The following is a 19,826-nucleotide window of genomic DNA, read 5'->3' on the forward strand; positions in this document are numbered from 1 at the left end:
TTTACGACACACAGTTTTGATAAAATGGACATAAAGATGAGTGATGAAAAGATCGATCTGGGTTTAGCTTTTGATAACAGTTACGCCAAAGAACTGGAAGATTTTTATCTCACTTGCTCGGGAGCTAAAGCACCAGTCCCGGAACTGATTAAGCTCAACCGACCTTTGGCTGAGCGCATCGGGTTGAGTAACACTGACTCTGAGTCGCTAGCGCAAGTCTTCTCTGGTAGCGAGGTCTCAGTGGGTTCATTGCCGCTGGCACAAGCCTACGCCGGACATCAGTTTGGCGGCTTCAGCCCACAATTGGGGGACGGTCGGGCCTTGCTACTTGGCGAGGTGCTGGACCAAGAGGGTAAGCGACTGGACATCCAGCTTAAAGGCTCGGGTCGAACTCCATTTTCACGAGGCGGAGATGGTAAAGCGGTACTGGGTGCAGTACTGCGGGAATACATTTTGAGTGAGGCCATGTTTGCTCTGGATATTCCAACCACAAGAGCGCTTGCTGTCGTGACAACAGGTGAGCCTATCTACCGCACTCAATATCTGCCGGGGGCAGTGTTAACCCGTGTGGCATCGAGTCATTTACGCGTTGGAACCTTCCAATACTTTGCATCCCGCGGTGAGCAAGAGAAGGTCAAACAGTTAGCTGATTATGCGATAGCTCGTCATTATTCTGAGCTTAAAGGGAGTAAACAGGTTTATGTAGACTTCCTTTGTGCAGTGAGAGATAAGCAGGCTGAGCTGGTGGCGAAATGGCTATTGGTTGGTTTTATTCATGGCGTGATGAATACCGATAATATGACTATTAGTGGTGAAACTATCGACTATGGTCCTTGTGCTTTTATGGACAACTATGGCGCTGACACTGTGTTTAGCTCTATCGATAGAGATGGACGCTACTCCTACAGTAATCAGCCCGTTATGGCTCAATGGGATCTTGCTCGATTAGCTGAAACGTTATTGCCATTACTCCATGAAGATCAAGATGAAGCGATTGAAATAGCCACTAAAGCCGTGACTGATTTTTGGGATGTTTTTCAGCACCATTGGGTTACAGGTATGCGGGCTAAACTGGGACTCTCGACGGAAGAAGAGGACGACTTTGCCTTAGGTGAACAACTGCTTGAATCTATGTCTGGAGAGGAGGTGGACTTTACTCATCTGTTCCGTCAACTTGCCGACGATGTAGAAAAAGGGACTAATGAAAGCCAAACGCTATTTAACAATGCTGATAAGTTTTTGTTATGGCGAGAAAGCTGGTTAGCACGTTTGGCAAGAGATACGCTTTCAATGCCAGAACGCATCGCCATGATGAACTTGGCGAATCCTATTTATATCGCAAGGAATCATCAAGTTGAGCGAGCTATCGAAGCTGCAGAGCAGCGAGGTGATTATCAGCCTTTTGAGAAGTTAATCACCGTATTAGCCACCCCATATACACAGCAAGCAGATGCGCAGGAATATGCTGAAGCAGCGCCTTTGGAGTTCGGATCTTACACTACCTTCTGCGGAACATAATGGTATTGCAGTGAAGCAGTCATTTTATTTTTGACTCAATGTAGAAATGTCACTCCTTGGTTCGTCTTTAATGTATCTACGCTAATTAATAGGTTTGTTCAGATTAGCTTAGATACACCTATTGTTTAAATAAAAAAATGTAATACATATCTATTGATATCAAGGAGATATAAATGAAATTTTTAGCATTGCTCTATGCCCAGCCTCAGAACGAGCCGCAATACAATACGCCTGAGTGGGATGAGATGATCCAAGAGTTTATGACGCTCACTGAGCTGTATAAAAATAAAGGTGTGTTTATTGCGGGTGAAGGACTGCAGGATGCCAGTACAGCGACATCAATAAAAGTGCGCGCTAACCAGTCAGAGTTGCATGACGGTCCTTTTGCTGAAACCAAAGAGCAGTTGGGGGGCTTCTATTTACTTGATTGCAAGGATTTAGAAGAAGCCTTGATGTACGCCGCTAAGATCCCAGTGGCTAAATGGGGCACGGTTGAAGTCCGTCCGGTAGCGGAATATTAATATCAGCTTCCCTTTGACAGGTGATATCAGTGGTTAAGCTGATCTCTGAGCAGTTAGATAAACTGGTACGCCAAGACAAAGGCCGGATCATGGCGACGTTAATGGGTCAGTTTGGGGATTTAGCGCGCTGTGAGGAGGCGTTTCAGGATGCTCAGGCATTGGCACTGCGAGCTTGGTATAAGGGCATCCCAGATAATGCTAGAGCTTGGATATTAAAAACCGCTCGCCATCGTGCAATTGATACCATACGTCGTGAACATTGCTTTCAGGGCGTGGTGTCAGATCTCAGTGCTCAAATAGACTTCGATGCCTCAGTGGATAACATCGCAGACATTGAAGAGATTGAACTGCCTGATGAACGTTTAAAGTTGATGTTGATTTGTTGTCACCCCGCTCTGGAGGAGAAAACCTGTGTGGTTATGTCTCTGAGGTTTATTGCGGGGTTAACGACAACGGAGATAGGGCGTGGTTTTCTTGATAAGCCCGCAACAATAGGCCAGAGGCTGAGCAGAGCAAAAAACAAGATCCGTTTGAGTGGCATTCGTTATGGTTTACCTACACATGATCAGCTGGCAGGTCGTATCACGGTAGTCCTTAAGGTTATCTACCTTATTTTCAATGAGGGTTACGTCTGCCAAAAAGGAGACGAACAACTCAGGTTTGATCTGTGTGAAGAAGCACTGTATCTGGCAGATTTGGTGTCACAATTGCAGCCTAACCATGCTGAGGCGCAAGGATTACTGGCATTAATGCAGTTATGCCACGCAAGGAGTGCAGCGAGGCAAACCGGTGATGGGATGTTTATTCCATTAGAACATCAAATTCGTGAGCTGTGGGATAGGAAAGTCATCACTGAGGCGAGTCGGCGTTTAGAGCTAGCGCTAACATTGGGTGAAATGGGGCCATACCAACTACAAGCGGCCATTGCTGCTATTCATTGCCAAGCACCCAACTACGCATCTACAGATTGGCCGCAAATAGTGATGATGTATCGCTTATTGTTTAAATGCCAAGCAAATGATGTGGTGCTATTGAACTTGTCTGTTGCTGAGTCATATATCTACGGTATGGAGTATGCGTTACAAAAAATCGAGCCATTAGCTGAATCCTTGTCTGCATACCAACCTTTTCATGCCACTCGTGCCGATTTTCTATCAAAATTAGACCGTTTTGATGAGTCGATAAAGGCCTATGAGCATGCTTTAGCACTCACCTCAGTGGTGAGCGAGAGGCGATATCTACAACAGCAAAAAAAAGGTGTGCTGGAGAGAAAACCTAAACAGTGATCATATTCAGAATGCCGATTGAGATCAGAGGAGGTTGAGATGACAAGTACGCTTCAGCGGCTTGGGTTAAGTGGGACTTGTTATTGGTGTACCGAGGCGATTTTCTTATCATTAAAGGGGGTGACTCATGTCGAGCAAGGCTGGATATCCTCGTTTGATGAGACATTAATGACTCAAGCCTATCTGTTTAACCAGTTCAAGTTATCGGCGGAAAAAATGCAAAACTATTACTACACCGATAGTGACCGTCCTTTTTGTAAAAATATCATCGCCCCAAAATTAAATAAGCTACTCGAAAGTCATGGGGAGTTTATGAATAAAGATAAACTTCCCTTTACTGCTAAATAGAATTCTCAGCTCTTGGTCCCCAGTTGCTAAATCAAAGGTCGTTAACTACTCTTTTTAAGTGGTTTAAGCCGATGGAAATTAGGTTTAATAAATAATGAGTTAGACGAAATACTATAAAAACAAGGAACGTTTGAGCATGTTTATTGATAAGAAGACAAAGTTAACACTTCCCTTTGGTATTGATGGAGAACCTTGGATTAGTCAAATACCTGAAATGGCTTTCTCTCTGCATGGTGAATTGATGATCACGCCTCCTTCAGCAGATCCAGCGCTTGTGTATCAGATGCAGAATAAAGAGTTTTCGGGGCAACAAGAGCAGATAAAAGAGTGTCATGTACAACTTCCTCCTCGCGGTCAGCAAGAGAACCAACAATCAAATCAACAGCTATTGCAAGATTATCTATGCCAGCAAAAAGAGAACTTCTTAGGCTACCAACTAGTGGTTAACACCGAATATAGCGATTTATTTCCCGTCATGAATACCATGGTTAACAATTTAGGTGATCCGTTCACTAATGGCTATTACACCGTGAATAGTAAGCCTGCAGAGCGTGCAGTTTTAGATTTTTATGCGTCAGTATGGCGCGCTAATTGGCCTTCACAGAGCACTGGTGATCCCGATAGTTACTGGGGTTATGTGCTGAGTATGGGAAGCACAGAAGGTAATTTATACGCCATGTTGAATGCACGTGACTACCTCTCTGGTCGTCGATTGGTTGTCGATCAAAATAGTCACCATTTGGTTAAACCCAAGCGACGAACGAACAATCGCAACTATTATCAACCCATCGCTTTTTTCTCAGAAGATACCCACTACTCATTAACCAAAGCCATTCATGCAATGAGTATCCCTTCCTTTTACGAGATAGGGAGCGAGTTTTATCCGCACGAATGCCCATTGGGGGGAGAGTGGCCTAAACAAGTTCCATCAGAGCGGCCCAGTGAGGAAGAGGAAAAGCTAGGGAAAATAGGCTCCGGCTGCATTGATATTAGTAAGTTGCGCTTGTTGGTTGAGTTTTTTGCGAAGAAAGGCCACCCAATTTTAATCGTGTTAAATTATGGCACCGCATTCAAGGGCGCTTACGATGATATTCCAGGGGTTTATCGGGCACTCAAAGATATCTTCATTAAATACAATCTTGTGAACCGAGAAGTGAGTTTTGGCGACAACCATGATGATGTGGACGTCAGGCAAGGATATTGGTTTCATGTTGATGGCGCTTTAGGGGCTTCGTTTATGCCATTTATTAATATGGCGATGAAAACGGGTCAGCTTAACGCTGATAACTGCAGTGAATGTTCACTTAAATTTCCAGAGTTTGATTTTAGTCTGCCTTATATCAACTCTATCGTGACCAGTGGGCATAAGTTTTTAGGTGCTCCTACACCTTGTGGGATTTATATGAGTAAGCATAAGTATTTAGCGACGACCAGTAACCCAAGTTATGTTGGCGCTGTCGACTCGACTCTGGCTGGTTCAAGGAATGGTTTAGCGTCACTCACCTTATGGTCTTTATTGGGGAAAACCGGTTATGAGGAGCTACAAAATAGGGCGATTAAGTCTTTGTCGATGGCGTTAACATTGCACGCTAGATTAGCATCGCTCGCCGAGATGATATTGGCACGCGATGGCTTAGATATTTGGTTACATAGGTCTCCTTTTTCTTTGTGCATTTTATTACGAAAGACCAATAAAGAGATAACGTTTAAATATTCGTTGTGTGAGGCACAAGAAGTGGTCAATAAAGGAGAGGACAGATATAACCGCAAATATATTCATCTTTATTGTTTATGGGACCGACAACAATCTGCACTTGATAATTTAATTGAAGATTTGTCACAACCAGGCGCTTTCGATGTAGAAGCTGAAAGCCTATTATACCAATCAGTATAAGAAGTTGATCTGCTCAGAGTGTTTTTTGGCAAACTAATTCAAGGCGAATGGATGACATAATGGTTATTCCCTTATGAGTTCATTCAACGCAGAAGTAGGCAGCCAAAAATACTCCTTACAGGCGAGTTTTAGCGGTTCTGATACTGTGTTAACGAGCTTAACCGTAGAATAACTATGCTCTTCACTCGTTGCCTTGCCTCAGAACCGCTAAACTCTCGCTGAGCGATCAAATCTTTATACTGATTGGTATTAGCTGATATCGATGAGCAGCAAAGACTATCTCAAGTCTCTAATTTCAGTTAGTAGCTGAAGTGATGGGTGGAATGACTTAGATAAAGTCCACCCACAACCATTAAGCAGTTGCACTTCTCCAGCATACTTTGTTTCGTCCTTGGGCTTTAGCTTGATATAGGTGTTCATCTACAATCTTTAAAAAGGATTCATGATCCATATCTCGTGTCGGTATTGTCGATGCACCTCCAACGCTGATAGTGAGGTAATGGGATATTGATGATGAATCATGGGCGATTTGTAAGTCTTCAACAGAGGTGCAGACTTCAGACAGTAGGCGTTGGGCGCTTTCTGCATCAGTATGAGGCAAAATAACAGCAAACTCTTCTCCGCCATAACGGGCGATAATGTCATGTGGTCGTTTTAACTGCTTCTTGATGTGATTTGCGACAACACGTAGGGCATTATCACCATTTAAATGGCCATACTCATCATTGTAACTTTTGAAAAAATCTATATCTATCATGGCAATAGATAGTTGGGTTTCATTCCGATTACATGCGCTCCAGACCTTTTTGATATCTAATTCATAGAATCGACGATTGTATATTTCAGTTAAACTGTCGATTAAGGCAAGCTGCTCCAGCAAGTTTTTATGTCGTTGACCGCGTAAGTGGTTGCGAACTCTTGCTTGCACTATGGGCGGGTGGAATGGCTTGGTGATGTAATCAACAGCACCGAGATCTAATCCTATTTTTTCATCTTCAGGGGATATTTTTGATGAGACGAATATGACGGGGATATTGAACGTCGATTCATCGCTTTTAAGGGATTTGATGACCTGGTGGCCATTCATACCCGGCATGACCACGTCTAATAGTATTAAATCAGGGGTATGTTTGCAGGCAAGGCTTAGTCCTTGAGCTCCATCTTTGGCCAGAAAAACTTTATGGTTCGGCATGAGGAGTTCAGATAAAAGAGTGCGATTGTCCATTGCGTCATCAATAATTAAAACTTTATCGATATCATTATTAAGGATCAAAAATGGATCATTGATATCCTCAATAATTAACCCTGTGTTTATGTATTCATCCATGCTTTAAATCCCTTTACTCGTCAATTTGTTGTGCCAATATGGTTAACTGTTTACTGGCATTAGAATAATTAACATCTTGAATTTCCATTAAGATAGATTCAAGTGCATCATTGTGTCGGTCCATTACACTGGTCGTTCTTAGTTTGTTGATGATACTTTCAGCCGCTGCATTATCGTCGTCTAATAATTGATTAAGTTGAGAGATGAGTTTCTTTATTAACTGGCTATCATCAATTTTAGAGGTTGAATGCGTCTTTTTTTGCTCTTTTTTGAGTACTGATAATGACGTTAATGAGCTGTTTAGCTGTGCTATAAATAGTGGTATTTGTTGCTCAAGCATTTCACTGTTTTCTTTATCAATATGGTTGAGTAATTCATTGGTTAACTTTTCGAGTTGCTCAGCTAAACGGGATAATGTTATCTCGCCTAAGCTTGCCGCTGAAGATTTGATTGTGTGGAATAGTCTATGTAAATGATCAAAGTCTCTTTGTTTTTTACTCTGCAAAATATCTTGTTCGACATTTAAATATTCATCATAAAATAAGTTAAGCATTCTGATGTATAAGTCTGTTTTGTGATTGTGCTGTTTCAATCCGATAGCAGTATCGAAGCCTGAAAGTGCTATTGGGAAATCATCAGATTGCTCAGTTTTCGCCTGCTCATTGCTGATGGAATATTCATCTGGCTCATCTGGATCAAACGAGTTTATTGTTGCACTTGCATCAATCCAGCGAGTGATGGTGCGGTATAAGAGTTGATGATCAATCGGTTTGTTGAGGTGATCATTCATGCCGTTATCTAGGCTTCGTTTATAGTCATCTGGTGAAGCGTGTGCCGTCATGGCGATGATGGGTAATTGTTTATATTTAATCTCTTTGCGAATGATTTGAGTGGCTGTGAGTCCATCCATTATCGGCATTTGAACATCCATCAGAACAAGATCGTAGCTATGCTGCTTTATCATGTTGACGGCTTCCTCTCCATTGGAGGCTGTAGATACTTTGATGCCAACATCCACCAGAAACTCTTTTGCGACTTCCCGATTTTAGGCGCTGTCATCCACGACCAGTACCCGACTTCCACGCAATGCATTGAGATCCAAGTTCCCTAGCAGGTTGAGTTCCCGGTTTGCGGTGACAGGGCGTGATATTTTTTCTTGGAAGAATATCTCCACCAGACTGTCATGAATGCCAGAGGCATCGACGGGTTTAGAGATGATTTTTTTAATGTTGGCTTGATGAGCATCAGACTCGACTCTATCCACATCATAAGCTGTTACCATTAGCATGGCGACAGGGGCTTTTATTCTGCTATTGCCTTCTATTTTTTTAGCGGTTTCAACACCATTGATGGCGGGAATATTCCAATCAAGGAAGACAACATCAAAAGGGTTGTCTTTACTTGTGGCTGATTCAAGCTCATCAATGGCGGCATAACCATCGGCGACGGTGGTGACTTCTATGCCTAGAGATATGAGAATATCTGCTAAGACCTCTCTGGCCATTGCATTGTCATCAACAACTAGGGCTTGCATCCCTTTCAACTTATTGTATGAAGGCCAGCGTTGGGTGTTATTTCCGGTATTGGGTTGTATTTTGCAGGTGAAATGAAACTGGCTACCTTTATCTATTTCACTGTCAACCCAAATACGGCCGCTCATTAACTCTGTCAGCTGTCGACAAATTGCGAGTCCTAGTCCCGTGCCGCCATATTTTCGGGTAATACTGGAGTCAATTTGGGTAAAGGGTGAGAATAATTGATCGATCCTTTGGTGATCAATGCCGATCCCTGTGTCGATAATGCTAAAGCGTAAAGTGCTGAGTTGATCTTGTTGCTCTAGGAGTTTTACGCGAATGATGACTTCGCCTTTTTCTGTAAATTTTACCGCGTTACTGGCTAAGTTTATCAGGATTTGGCCAAGGCGAGTCGGATCACCTATCCAGTGAAAAGGGACCCTTTTATCCACATCTAATAGCAGTTCAACTCCCTTGCTTTGGGCTTTATAGGCACTGATATTTGTGACTCTGCGTAATACATCCCTTAAATCAAATTGGAACTCATCGAGGGTGAGTTTATTGGCTTCAATTTTGGAGTAATCCAACACATCATTGATGGTATTTAATAATACATCTGAAGAGGAGAGCACTTTTTCCATAAAGTCACGCTGACGCTTATCTAAGCTAGTTTTGAGCATTAACTGGCTTAGGCCAATAATTGCGTTCATCGGGGTTCTGACTTCGTGGCTCATATGTGCGAGGAAGTTTGACTTTGCTTTACTGGCTATTTCTGCTCTTTTATGTGATTCCACTAATTCAGAGGTACGCTCGGATACTTTCTGTTCTAGTGTGGTGCTGTATTCAAAGATTCTGGCCGCCATGGATTTAAAGACATTGGCTAAAATCCCCATCTCATCTTTTCGATGGCTCGGTAATTCTAAGTCTCCCCCTGCGACGAGTTGGTAGTTGGCTTGGCCAATTTCAGCAGATGCGCGCCCAAACATCTTTAATGGTATTACGACTTTATTGAGGGTCACCACATAAAGCATCAGCATCTCAACGACAAGTGAGAACAAGCCGATTATGAGTACAAAATGGGCCGTAGAACGAGCTGCTGCGATAACGAGTTTTTGCGGATATACAGTAACGAGTAACCAGTCAGGCCCCTTAATTCGTGCAATCGCCATCCAAGCTTGTTCTGCTTCATCAAAGTTAATGATGACGTTTTCATCCGCAGCTTGATTGGCGGTGATGATCTTATTGACCATGGTTTTTAGCTTGGGATCGTTTTGGGCACTGGTAGGCAGTTCGTCGATGCCGCTTTTCATGATCTTTTCATCATTTGGGTGAACAATTATCTGTCCATCCAAACTAACCAGAAAGTTGTAGGTACCTTCGAGCTTGTCATGGATGATTCGGTCGATAACATCGACCAATAAAATATCATGTCCTATCGTTATTAAATGCTGTGATTCAAGATCGACTGGCGTCTCTAAAGAGACCATCCAATCTTTGGCAGTTTTGTCAAAATACAAACCAGTCCAAACAGGTTTGCGTTGAGGGTTATTGGCTTCAGTGGCGATGGTGTACCACTGCTCTTGGGTGATGTCGAGCTCAGGATCGGCGTCTAAGCCCCAAGGCAAACCAGGCCAATAGAGCATGGCAACATTTTCTGGCATAGAGACGTAGAGGCTTTCAAAACGGTTGGTCCATGCAGGACCATATTGCGCTAATAGATGGTAGGAGATATTAACTTTGTTGCGAAAGGTTTGATCTTCTACTGGCGCGCCACGACCAATATAAGCGGTTAAGTTTTTCAGTTGGTCACCTTGGGCTGTTCTTAACCCATAATAGGTTTCTGCTTGTAACCGAGTAGTGCCATCTTCTTGAGTGATAAAACGTTGAATAAATTCATTTTCAGAAACGTCGATATCGCTGTTAAAGGCTTCAACAAAATGGTTCTTAAACACTTGATGATTTTCTGCTGCCAGTTCAAATATCAGACTCTCTTTGTCACTTCGTTCTTTTATATACTTCTTAAGTGTCTCTACGACTTGAGATTCATATATGGTTGTTATATGCCAGTAGGTTGCTCCAGCAACTAATACGACGATAAAAGTAAGGCGGATAGCCATCTGTAATAGCATGGAGGTGGTGAGTCGATCTTTTAATTTTATAGCGTCAAAATCTGAAGCTGACTCCGTTGTTTTCATGCGTCCGTGCATAACCAATCCTTAATAATCTAAGCAACCCCAAAATAAAGTAAAATCAATTTGTTGTTCATTTTTTATGTAAAGAAAGTCTAGTTTAAAAAGTCGCTAATTCAAGTGCATATAGTGAATTTAATCACTACAGCGGACTTTGTGACAAGTACAGTTGTTAATAATGAAAATACTTTTCAACTACCTTTTTAGGCGGGATTTAATGAATGGGGACTCATGAAAGGGAATAAAGGGAAGCCGTTACTCATCAGTAGCGGCTCTAAACACCTAGCGAAAGATAAAGCTAATTACGCTGATTAGTCTTTACGGCCAAAAACTTTCACACCAGATCTGGAGCCATCAGAGCTACCGAAGACTTCTAATTTCTTAACGCAACGTTTGTAACCAAAACTACGCCATTGAGTTTCTTCATCTTTATTAAGCTCTTTGTTGAAACGCACGGTTTTGGTGTTGCCATTATTAAAGGTGACGATGACCTTTTCAAGATCAAGCTTACGCTCAGCTTTTACCTTAAAGGCATTGGCTTTACGACAGATTAGCAGTGGAATGACAGCGCCTTTACCACTGACACCTAGCACGATGGTTCTGCCAAGTGTAATTTGTTCATCTGCTTTAGCGACAGATGTTACTGTCAGTATGCTAGTTGCAAATAATATGTGAGCCATCAGTTTTTTCATGTTCATGAACTTCTAATATAGAGAGTGAGCAGGGCGGCTAAATTAGCCGTTTAGGTCAATTTACTCCATAAGAGAATGAACAAAATATGATCTAGATATCAATTATTCCCATGGAATAATGGGCTCATGTTTTACTGTCTCACATCAGATACATTGTTTATGGTTAAGCTTCACCAGAGTCATACAGACGCAACAAATACATTGCATCGGTTGAACTACCAAATAGCCGAATAAGGTATATAACATCAAAAATGATTTAAAAGAGTGAGTATCGATAGGAAATGGAAGCACTTGATTTAAGAAGGTGTATCAACGCTAGTTTTGTTCAGCTAAATCTGGCTGGGGTTGCCTTAGATTATCAAGATGGCTGGTAGTTGCAGCCATCTTGATTCTTGTTACAGAGCTTAATTACTTTGCGTTGGATAATAGATCTGGGTTCACAACCAGATTTCTGACTCCATGGGCATGATCTTCATCAAAAGCATTAGATTCTAACCACTTGCCAACACTGTCAATATTGAGTTTTATGACTTCTGGACGTACGCTCCAGCTTACCTGCAGTGGAGACGCTTTTTCGTTATAACCAGGACCTGTGGTTGAGCCAGTGTACTGTACTGGTTTTCCAGAATCGCTAGGAATGTTCACTGCTTGGTTAAGGCCATTGACCATGCCTAGTTTAGTTAAATCGGTAAAGTCTTCAGCTTCAGAATCATTAACTAGCACAAACACTTGAGTTTCTACACGTAACTGAGGGTTCATATTGGCCTCGCTTAGGCATGCTCCTAGCGTCGCGCCCGGTGTGACTTTTGCCGTTGAATGGACATAATGTACTTCAATCGTATCGCCAGGGTATAAACTTCCGTACTTGCTGGCACCAATTTCTTGCTCGATCGGGGCTAATTCTGTCTCTGATAACTCACCAGAGTATTGATAACCACCCCGGTAACCGTAACCATCACCATTACCGGCATGTTGAGTAAACTCACCGCCTTTATGTTCCGCATTTTTATGAAAATGGATATTACAAAGATTCATTTTTGTATATGCGGGAGCTTGCGCAAATGTGCGTTCGTTGTTGCCTTGTATATTGTCGATATCTCTTGGTGACTGAGGGCCGTAGCCTTTACCGAAGGTATTTTTAGCCAGTGCGGCACGTTGATCTTTTATCACCTGATCAGACACTGTGTAACCTGTATCCTGGCTCGAAGCAGCATTAGCCAAAAATGGTAAAAAGAGTGCAGTTGCACATAATATTCGTGTCTTATTACTCATTTATTTTGTCCTTTTTAGTAAGCAGAACCAGTCTGCAAGGTATAGGGTTGAGTGAGAAGGGATTACAGGCTTGGGATAAACTATTGATAATTTGCTCTGTTTGCAACCAATTTGGCTTGGAAAAGTAAAAAGAACAGGATTAAATGTCATTAGTTTTATCACTCTAAACTAGGTTAATAGCGCATATTGTACAGCTTGAGTTTAGATGAAAAATTTAGGTTTCACCCTGTAGTTTAGCTGGAGAGGGTTTCTGTACGTTGAAGGTGATGAAATGTTCGCGCTTAGGTATGGAGCAGTTTGCTCAATTGATAAAGCAGACTGAAAAGTGAAATCACGTTAGTCATTGAGCGAAAGTGAATCTCCATCTGAGATTCAACTTTCTCTACTTAAGCAATATTAGATTAGACCCTCAATCAAAGCATTCTACTTACATTAATTGCAGGCAGTGCAGGAGTACAATCTTATCCGTGACTATATATGTCACGGTTCAATCATCAATGGGTATGAAGTAAGCCTCTAAATGAGTTCGCTTACAATCTACATCAAGTTTTATCGAACAGACCGTGGCCAGAGTTGAGCAGCATAGAGATAAGCTTGTCGTTATCAAGCGGTTCTCCGCTGAGAACACTGGCGAGAATTTCACTGCCAAACAGCTGTGGTGATAATACGATGTCAGCTTTTACTTGTTTAACTCTATTCATGTTTTTACTGTCGTTGACGGCGAGAACTGTCTTGGCTTCAGCGCTTAACTCTTTCGCTGACAGCACGATAAAGGCGTTGGTCGCATCATCATCGCTTAGGGCAAGTAGAGCACGACAGTTATCGAGCCCAGCTTTGCTTAGGACTGCGTTGTCAGTGCTGTCGCCGGATATGATGTCGCACTTGCTGCCTAGGCGCTGTTCTATTAGTGGAAACTCCTCTTCAGGCCGACCGATAATCATAGTGACTTCCAGTCCTCGCTGCTTTAATTGGGCAACGGTGCTGATGGCCAAAATCGACATTCCACAAACAATAAAGTGATCATTTCTGTTCATATTTTGTTGACTACCTTTAACGAGTTTATTCAGACCACCACGGATAATAGGGCCAAATACTGTGGTGAGTGAGGTGGCAAAAACGGTGATGCCGGCGAAGATAATAGAGACGGTGAATAGACGAGCAGGCTCGGTCATGGGAATTATATCGCCATAGCCAACTGTGGTCATGGTGACGATAGAAAAGTAAAACGCAGTCATCAAGTTATCAATGGCTGGGTGGAAACCATCGCCAAAGTAGAGTGCGCCGTAGGTGGAATAAAATAGCAACATGGTGAAGCTGATAAAAGCAAAGATACCGCCGGCTGTGGCACTAGAGCGGTTAAAATCTTTGCCCAGCAGTAAAAGCCCTATTAGGGTGGCAAGGCATAAACTGATGCTGAAGCTGAGGTTGGGGTAAAAATGCATTGTGTACACTAAGGTGATCAATAGCAAAACAATGCTGACTGCCCAAGCTGTTCTGGCGCGATACAGGAGGCCAAAAGCGTTGATCATCAGGAATATTCCCAGAATAAACCAAGGACCATTAGCAATATTGGCCCAGTTGATGCCTGAAAAACTTTGAATATGGAACAACTCAACGAGATTGATGGACATGCCCCAGACGGTTTTAAATATCAGCAGGCCATTAAGAAACACCGCTAAAGCGACCAGAGAATGACGCACTTCGAGCCAGAGATTAATACTCTTTTGCCACAGATGGGAGTAACGATTCACGACAATAATCCATGCGGTGAAAACAGGTCAACATTCTAGCGCAAACGACATAGTGCAGCCATATGTTTTGTTATTTGTGCAAAGAGGGAAATTTCATATATTGAAGGGTAACGGCTGCAAGAACAAGAGATGCCCATAGTCATGGGCATTTTGATGGTTCGTTTGTTTTTAACCATTTTCACTGCACGTAGTGGAAGGCTGCAGGAATGAGCATAGGCCGCTTGGTTGAGAGCAAATACGTTTCTTACACTAATACGTGCTTAAGCACTCTCTGCCAGTTGCCACCGAGAAAACGGTCTCTGTCAGTGGATTTGTAACGTGCTTTAGCTAGCGCATCATCAAGACGGCTCATGCGATCGATATCGTTAAGTTCTGGGATGACAACATGAGTCGGGTCTTCTTCAAATCCCAATACATTTTTCGCCGCTAAACTCTGCCACCAAGGTAAATACTCTTTGACCCCTTCTGCATTATTATTGCCCATAGCCAGTAAGTTTTCTTGCCCACGTAGAGGATAGTCGTTGGCGATGGCCGCACAATCTACACCACCAATACGGGCGACGCGATCGAGTTGTTTTACGAAATCTTCAATGGTCGGTACCGTATTATTGGTCAACCAAAAACTCATCATAAACACCCCAAATACACCGCCGCTATCACCAATGGCGCGGATCACTTCGTCAGGTGAGCAGCGAGCATTGTTAACAATGGAGCGAACTGCACCGTGGCTTTGTATTATTGGGCTTTTGCTGGCTTTTACAGTATCGAGTGCAGTCTGAGGGCTAGAATGGCTGACATCGATAAGCATGTTGCGTTGGTTAAGAGCAGCGACTAATTGGTGGCCATCTGCGGTTAACGGCTTGTCGAGTCCTTGGAGACCGTCATTATCTAATGCGCCGCCAGCAAAGCGATTACCGTAGTGATGTGTCAGTTGCAATACTCGCAAACCCTGCTGATGAAACTGACTCAGATGTTGCCATGAGTTGTCGTCGCTATCGGCTTCAACGCAATCTGCGCCCTGGATTTGAAAATAGACAGCGGTGCGATCTTGTTCAACAGCCAGTGCAATATCTTGTCCAGTTAGACCTGGCATTAGTATGCTTGGGTTAGCACTAACGATGTTGTTCGCTTGTTTAATGCTAGTCATACAAGCATCAAAGGTACGCTTATAGTTAGTCGTTCCGTCGGCTTGTTCAATGGTTTCAATGGCTGACACATCGCAAATGTAGGCATTAAGCTTGGATGCGCGAACATCGTCTAGGTTGTCAGGAAGAAATGAGAGACCATCGATATAAAGACGTTTCTTAGTCGCAGCAAATGCAGATGAAATTCCCAGTGGACTTAATAATGAGGCGGCAGCTAACCCTTTGAGCATATTTCGACGGGTTTGATTGCAAGCGTTGTTGGTCATGGTGTTTCCCTTAGAGCTTGCAATCAAGGTTTAAGCTTGACTAGCGAGCGGCAAATTGTATTGAAGCAGTGGCCTGTGCGGTCGCTGCTAATAATCATGTGATGAGACCTTTAACAATATGCGCATCGCTATCGGCGAAAAAATAGTGTTTACCATCAATTAGTTCATGGTACAGCCATGCTAGGCTTTGGCAACCTTTTACTTGAATATCGACTTGTTAAAAACACCTCGCTAATAAGCAACAATGGGCGCAATACCTTAGGTGAAAGCTCAATGCCGTTAATTCCATCCTAAGTTCTGAGATATCGATCACAAATTTTTTTAATTATGAGTGTAGTCAAGTGACTACATGGTATCCTTTTTAAGGCGATTGCATAGCGCTAAATCATTCTAACCTTAGTGTTTTTTAGCAAGGTTAGTGGCTTTATAGTTGGTGTTACAACTAAGAAGTCTATTTTATTAAGTCAATATCGTGATGTTGTAGAGGTATTTATGAAGAAAGGTTCAGCAGGTTTCACTCTCATAGAGTTGGTTGTCGTTATCATTATTTTGGGGATTTTAGCTGTGACAGCTGCGCCAAAATTTATTAATTTAAATGACGATGCTGAAAGCTCAGCTATCGCAGGGATGGCAAGCTCATTAAGTGGCGGAATTACGCTTGCGCGTGCTCAGCACTCTATTGAAGGTGAAACTGGTGAGATCACATTGGCTGATGGCAAAACAGTTTCTTTTGAAGATAGTAACTTCGGTGTGACTCAGTTTCCACAGGCTCGTGGAGCAATCGAATGCATGTCGTTATGGAATAATTTAACCGATGGAGAGCGCTCTGGTCTTACTCCGGCAACGAAGCTAGTTGCTAGTCATAACAATGTTTGTATTTATACTATTTCTGAAAAACAGTTCTCATATGATTCAATGGATGGCGAAGTCATTATCTTGTAAGAGTTGTAACTCTATTTAAAGAGTACTTCAGTTTAAGGCGGTAGTTTAATTTTACCGCCTATATCAACCCCTCATAAATACTCTGAATCAAGCCGCATAATAACGAACGTAAATTCGCCTGAACGATCGTTTTCTTGAGTGATGGACTGGGTTTTATCTTGAGTGATGCGCTGGTTATTCTTCTTGGTTATGCTTAAATAGGCGAAATACTGGATCTGATTAGAGAGCGATATCCAAATGACCATGATCATTGCCTGTCCCCATTGCAGCACCTTAAATCGTGTACCCAAAGAACGTCTAGAACAACAACCCGCCTGCGGTAAGTGTAAGAAAAGTGTTTTTGTTGGCGAGCCGATTGAGCTCACTGCGACCAATTTTGCTCATCACGCTAACAAGTCTGAACTGCCGTTAGTCGTCGATTTTTGGGCGAGTTGGTGTGGACCTTGTAAAAACTTTGCCCCAGTCTTTAATCAAGCGGCCAAAACTTGGGAACCCAAATACCGTTTTGGAAAAATCAACACCGAGGAACAACAGGCATTAGCTGCCCAATTCAACATTCGCTCTATCCCCACGTTAATGGTGTTCAAACAGGGCAAGATTATTGCTCAACAGGCAGGAGCAATGAGTGCATCATCATTCAATCAATGGCTTGAGTCGTTGAAATAACATCTTGCATAACATTACTGTTTATAACTGTCATTCCAATAGGCATTAGATCTAACTAATGTTGAAGCTTGTGGTAGGATCCTCGCCGAAATTTAACTAAGTAATAAAATGGGTAATGTCGCGATGAGTAGAAAAATTGAATTATTGGCACCGGGTGGGGATGTCGATGCGATCAAAGCTGCGATAGTTGCTGGTGCAAATGCCGTTTACTGTGGCCTTGATACATTCAATGCTCGCAACCGAGCGACGAACCTTTCATTCGATGATTTAATGGGGGTTATCGGACTTGCACATCAATACGAGTGTGAAGTCTTCCTCACAATGAATATAGTGATCTTAGAGCAAGAGATCCCAAGCTTAGTTAAGTTGCTCAATCAAATTGTTAATATCGGCATCGACGGCATTATCGTTCAAGATTTGGGGATATTTAATTTAGTTAAGAAGCATTTCCCCACACTCGCAGTACATGCATCAACCCAGCTCACGACCCACAATCCGGGCCAAATACGCTTTCTGGCTAAAATTGGCGCAACTCGAGTCAATTTATCGCGCGAGTTAAATCTCGGTGAAATTAAAAGTCTGACCACGCTTGCCCATGAGCATGATGTGCTTACCGAAGTTTTTGTCCATGGCGCACTTTGTATTGCCTTCTCGGGACAGTGTTATTCGAGCTCAGTCAGTGTCGGTAATTCGGGTAACCGTGGTCGATGTAGCCAAGCGTGTCGAGATGAATATGAGATCACTGCCGCGGGCAACAAGTTCCCGTTGAACTTGAAAGATAACTCTGCTTATTTTGACCTGCCTGAATTGGTTGACGCTGGAGTCGATTCGTTAAAGATTGAAGGGCGCATAAAGGGCGCACAATATGTTCATACTGTGGTCGATAGCTGGCGCCAACAGATAGATAAGTTTATTGAAACGGGCAAGTTGTTATCTGATAACACCAGTCTTTATAAGGTGTTTAACCGTGACTTTACCAACTCCTTTTTAAAGGGGAATCTCACCAAAGACATGTTTATCGATAACCCGCGTGACAATAGCTTTCAGCATGCCAACGATAAACATAACGCCATCTCTGTGGTGCAGATCCAAGCCGTACAGAAAGATCTTTCTGAAGAGAAAAATGCCATTGGCGCACAAGTGGTTGAGAGAATTAAACACCTAAGCATTGCCAAGCAAGCATTACACATCAGCTTTAGCGGGCAAGCGGGCAAGCCACTCAAGGTGAATGTCACCACCGACAAACATGAGTTTTGCGTGCAGTCGGAGATGCCGCTTATTGCATCAGAGCAAGCATCAGTCGATCAAAGTGCCATCGAAAAACGCTTTAAGAGCTTGCAGCATGGCAAATACGCATTACAAGCATTTGATTTCAATGGTCTAGAAACCGGGCTTAACATACCGTTTAAAGAGCTGACTCGAATTAAAAATCAGATAGCATTTTTATTGAATGACTCAGTTGATGTGATCCCGGCTGTGACTTTGCCTAAGCTGACAAAGCATAGTAAGCCGACTAGCACTCCAACATTATCGCTATTGATTAGTGATGAAAAAGACCTGCATTTGTGCGATGTCACCGACGCCGACATCTATTTTAAATTGCCGGAAAGTTTTAAGAAAAACTGCACCAAGTACATCGATATCTTGTTAAGAAACCCAAGATTGATCCCTTGGTTTCCAGCCGTATTAATCGGTAAAGACTACATTGAGGCGGTTAAAATCCTTGAGCAAGTCAAGCCTATGCGAATCGTCACTAACAATACTGGCGTGGCATACAAGGCATTTGAGATGGACATTGAATGGATTGCTGGGCCTTTCATGAATACGACCAACTCCTACGCACTCTTAACCCTGCAGGAAGAGTTGAATTGTGCAGGCGCGTTTATCTCCAATGAGATCAACCAAAACCAAATCAAGAATATCTCACGCCCAGACAACTTTAAGTTGTTATATAGCATCTATCACCCCATTTTGATGATGACCAGTAGACAGTGCTTTTTCCAACAAACTGTTGGCTGCAATAAGCCCAGCATTGAAGATGGTTGTATGCTCAAGTGTGAAAAAGCCACCACCATCACCAATGTGAAAGGGATCTCTTTTGCTGTCGATAAGCAAAAAGGCGGTTATCCAAGCATCTATAATCACGAGCAGTTTTTGAATATGGATATCATCGATGATTTCTCGCACTTGTTCGATGAGTTCTTTATTGATCTAACCAATATTGGTTCTGGCTCTAAGGCTGAGCTGGATAAAACTCAGTTAATCTACCACTTTGAAAGCCTAATTAAGGGCGGCACAGATGCCAAAACTCAACTTGATGCCATGGTGACAGTGTCGACCCACGCACAGTACAGCCAAGGGTTATAACATTCTTAATGGGGCGTTAATTGTCTTAGTAGAAGTGAGTTTGGAACAATGGACGAAGAAAACGCCTCCATTGTTCCTAGTCGAAAGGGCTAAATATCAAGTTTAGGCTTCAGTGTCTTAGCCATGAC

16 protein-coding genes and 2 pseudogenes are annotated in these 19,826 nt (G+C 42.7%); 8 read left to right on the forward strand and 10 right to left on the reverse strand.

Features of this window, described 5'->3' with window-relative positions:
- The first annotated feature begins 36 nt into the window (after nucleotides 1-36).
- From FN961_RS01735 to FN961_RS01755, 5 genes are all read left to right on the forward strand, one after another.
- Entirely contained in the window at nucleotides 37-1,518 is a 1,482-nt protein-coding gene (locus FN961_RS01735; protein WP_185972686.1) for a protein adenylyltransferase SelO, read from the forward strand.
- Between the two features lie 173 nt (nucleotides 1,519-1,691).
- The gene (locus FN961_RS01740) at nucleotides 1,692-2,039 is read left to right on the forward strand and encodes a YciI family protein (protein WP_143562814.1); all 348 of its coding nucleotides are present in this window, start codon (nucleotides 1,692-1,694) and stop codon (nucleotides 2,037-2,039) included.
- A gap of 29 nt (nucleotides 2,040-2,068) precedes the next feature.
- Complete coding sequence (locus tag FN961_RS01745; RefSeq protein ID WP_143562815.1) at nucleotides 2,069-3,325, forward strand: RNA polymerase sigma factor; 1,257 nt, start codon at nucleotides 2,069-2,071, stop codon at nucleotides 3,323-3,325.
- 39 nt (nucleotides 3,326-3,364) lie between these two features.
- Nucleotides 3,365-3,673: a hypothetical protein gene (locus FN961_RS01750; protein ID WP_143562816.1), complete on the forward strand. Its 309-nt coding sequence runs from the start codon at nucleotides 3,365-3,367 to the stop codon at nucleotides 3,671-3,673.
- A gap of 136 nt (nucleotides 3,674-3,809) precedes the next feature.
- Nucleotides 3,810-5,567, forward strand: a complete 1,758-nt coding sequence (locus FN961_RS01755; RefSeq protein WP_143562817.1) for a pyridoxal-dependent decarboxylase — start codon at nucleotides 3,810-3,812, stop codon at nucleotides 5,565-5,567.
- A 352-nt stretch (nucleotides 5,568-5,919) separates the two neighbouring features.
- On the opposite strand, the gene FN961_RS01765 is transcribed toward FN961_RS01755, so the two are convergent.
- From FN961_RS01765 to FN961_RS01795, 9 genes and pseudogenes are all read right to left on the reverse strand, one after another.
- Nucleotides 5,920-6,894, reverse strand: coding sequence for a GGDEF domain-containing response regulator (locus FN961_RS01765; RefSeq protein WP_143562818.1), 975 nt, complete (start codon nucleotides 6,892-6,894; stop codon nucleotides 5,920-5,922).
- Nucleotides 6,895-6,907: 13 nt separating this feature from the next.
- Nucleotides 6,908-7,447 (reverse strand): Hpt domain-containing protein, encoded by a 540-nt coding sequence (locus FN961_RS26120; protein WP_268241146.1) that lies wholly within the window; start codon nucleotides 7,445-7,447, stop codon nucleotides 6,908-6,910.
- Nucleotides 7,448-7,642: 195 nt separating this feature from the next.
- Nucleotides 7,643-7,924 (reverse strand): annotated as a pseudogene (locus tag FN961_RS26125) (response regulator); the annotation flags it as partial.
- A gap of 15 nt (nucleotides 7,925-7,939) precedes the next feature.
- Nucleotides 7,940-10,615, reverse strand: coding sequence for an ATP-binding protein (locus FN961_RS01770; RefSeq protein WP_229814597.1), 2,676 nt, complete (start codon nucleotides 10,613-10,615; stop codon nucleotides 7,940-7,942).
- 293 nt (nucleotides 10,616-10,908) lie between these two features.
- Nucleotides 10,909-11,289 (reverse strand): DUF2541 family protein, encoded by a 381-nt coding sequence (locus tag FN961_RS01775; protein ID WP_229814598.1) that lies wholly within the window; start codon nucleotides 11,287-11,289, stop codon nucleotides 10,909-10,911.
- 408 nt (nucleotides 11,290-11,697) lie between these two features.
- Nucleotides 11,698-12,561 carry a delta-class carbonic anhydrase gene (locus tag FN961_RS01780; RefSeq protein ID WP_143562820.1) on the reverse strand — a complete coding sequence of 288 codons (864 nt, stop codon included), beginning with the start codon at nucleotides 12,559-12,561 and terminating at the stop codon, nucleotides 11,698-11,700.
- Between the two features lie 542 nt (nucleotides 12,562-13,103).
- A complete protein-coding gene (gene kch / locus FN961_RS01785; protein WP_229814599.1) occupies nucleotides 13,104-14,312 on the reverse strand; it encodes a voltage-gated potassium channel protein in 1,209 nt (402 codons plus the stop codon).
- A 244-nt stretch (nucleotides 14,313-14,556) separates the two neighbouring features.
- A complete protein-coding gene (locus tag FN961_RS01790; protein ID WP_143562821.1) occupies nucleotides 14,557-15,723 on the reverse strand; it encodes a membrane dipeptidase in 1,167 nt (388 codons plus the stop codon).
- A 100-nt stretch (nucleotides 15,724-15,823) separates the two neighbouring features.
- Nucleotides 15,824-15,928: pseudogene (locus FN961_RS01795) on the reverse strand (SufE family protein); the annotation flags it as partial.
- Nucleotides 15,929-16,215: 287 nt separating this feature from the next.
- On the opposite strand from FN961_RS01795, the gene FN961_RS26130 reads away from it, so the two are divergent.
- A complete protein-coding gene (locus tag FN961_RS26130; protein ID WP_143562822.1) occupies nucleotides 16,216-16,665 on the forward strand; it encodes a type II secretion system protein in 450 nt (149 codons plus the stop codon).
- Between the two features lie 71 nt (nucleotides 16,666-16,736).
- Here the strand turns inward: FN961_RS26130 and FN961_RS01805 are convergent, their stop codons facing one another.
- Entirely contained in the window at nucleotides 16,737-16,916 is a 180-nt protein-coding gene (locus FN961_RS01805) for a hypothetical protein (RefSeq protein WP_143562823.1), read from the reverse strand.
- On the opposite strand from FN961_RS01805, the gene trxC reads away from it, so the two are divergent.
- Together trxC and FN961_RS01815 are read left to right on the forward strand one after the other, a co-directional pair.
- Nucleotides 16,909-17,331 (forward strand): thioredoxin TrxC, encoded by a 423-nt coding sequence (trxC, locus tag FN961_RS01810; protein ID WP_143562857.1) that lies wholly within the window; start codon nucleotides 16,909-16,911, stop codon nucleotides 17,329-17,331. The two genes, FN961_RS01805 and trxC, sit on opposite strands and share 8 nt — an antisense overlap.
- 123 nt (nucleotides 17,332-17,454) lie before the next feature.
- Nucleotides 17,455-19,698, forward strand: a complete 2,244-nt coding sequence (locus FN961_RS01815; RefSeq protein WP_143562824.1) for a peptidase U32 family protein — start codon at nucleotides 17,455-17,457, stop codon at nucleotides 19,696-19,698.
- The last annotated feature ends 128 nt before the right edge of the window (nucleotides 19,699-19,826 follow it).

Source organism: Shewanella hanedai (genome assembly GCF_007197645.1).
Lineage (GTDB): Bacteria > Pseudomonadota > Gammaproteobacteria > Enterobacterales > Shewanellaceae > Shewanella > Shewanella hanedai.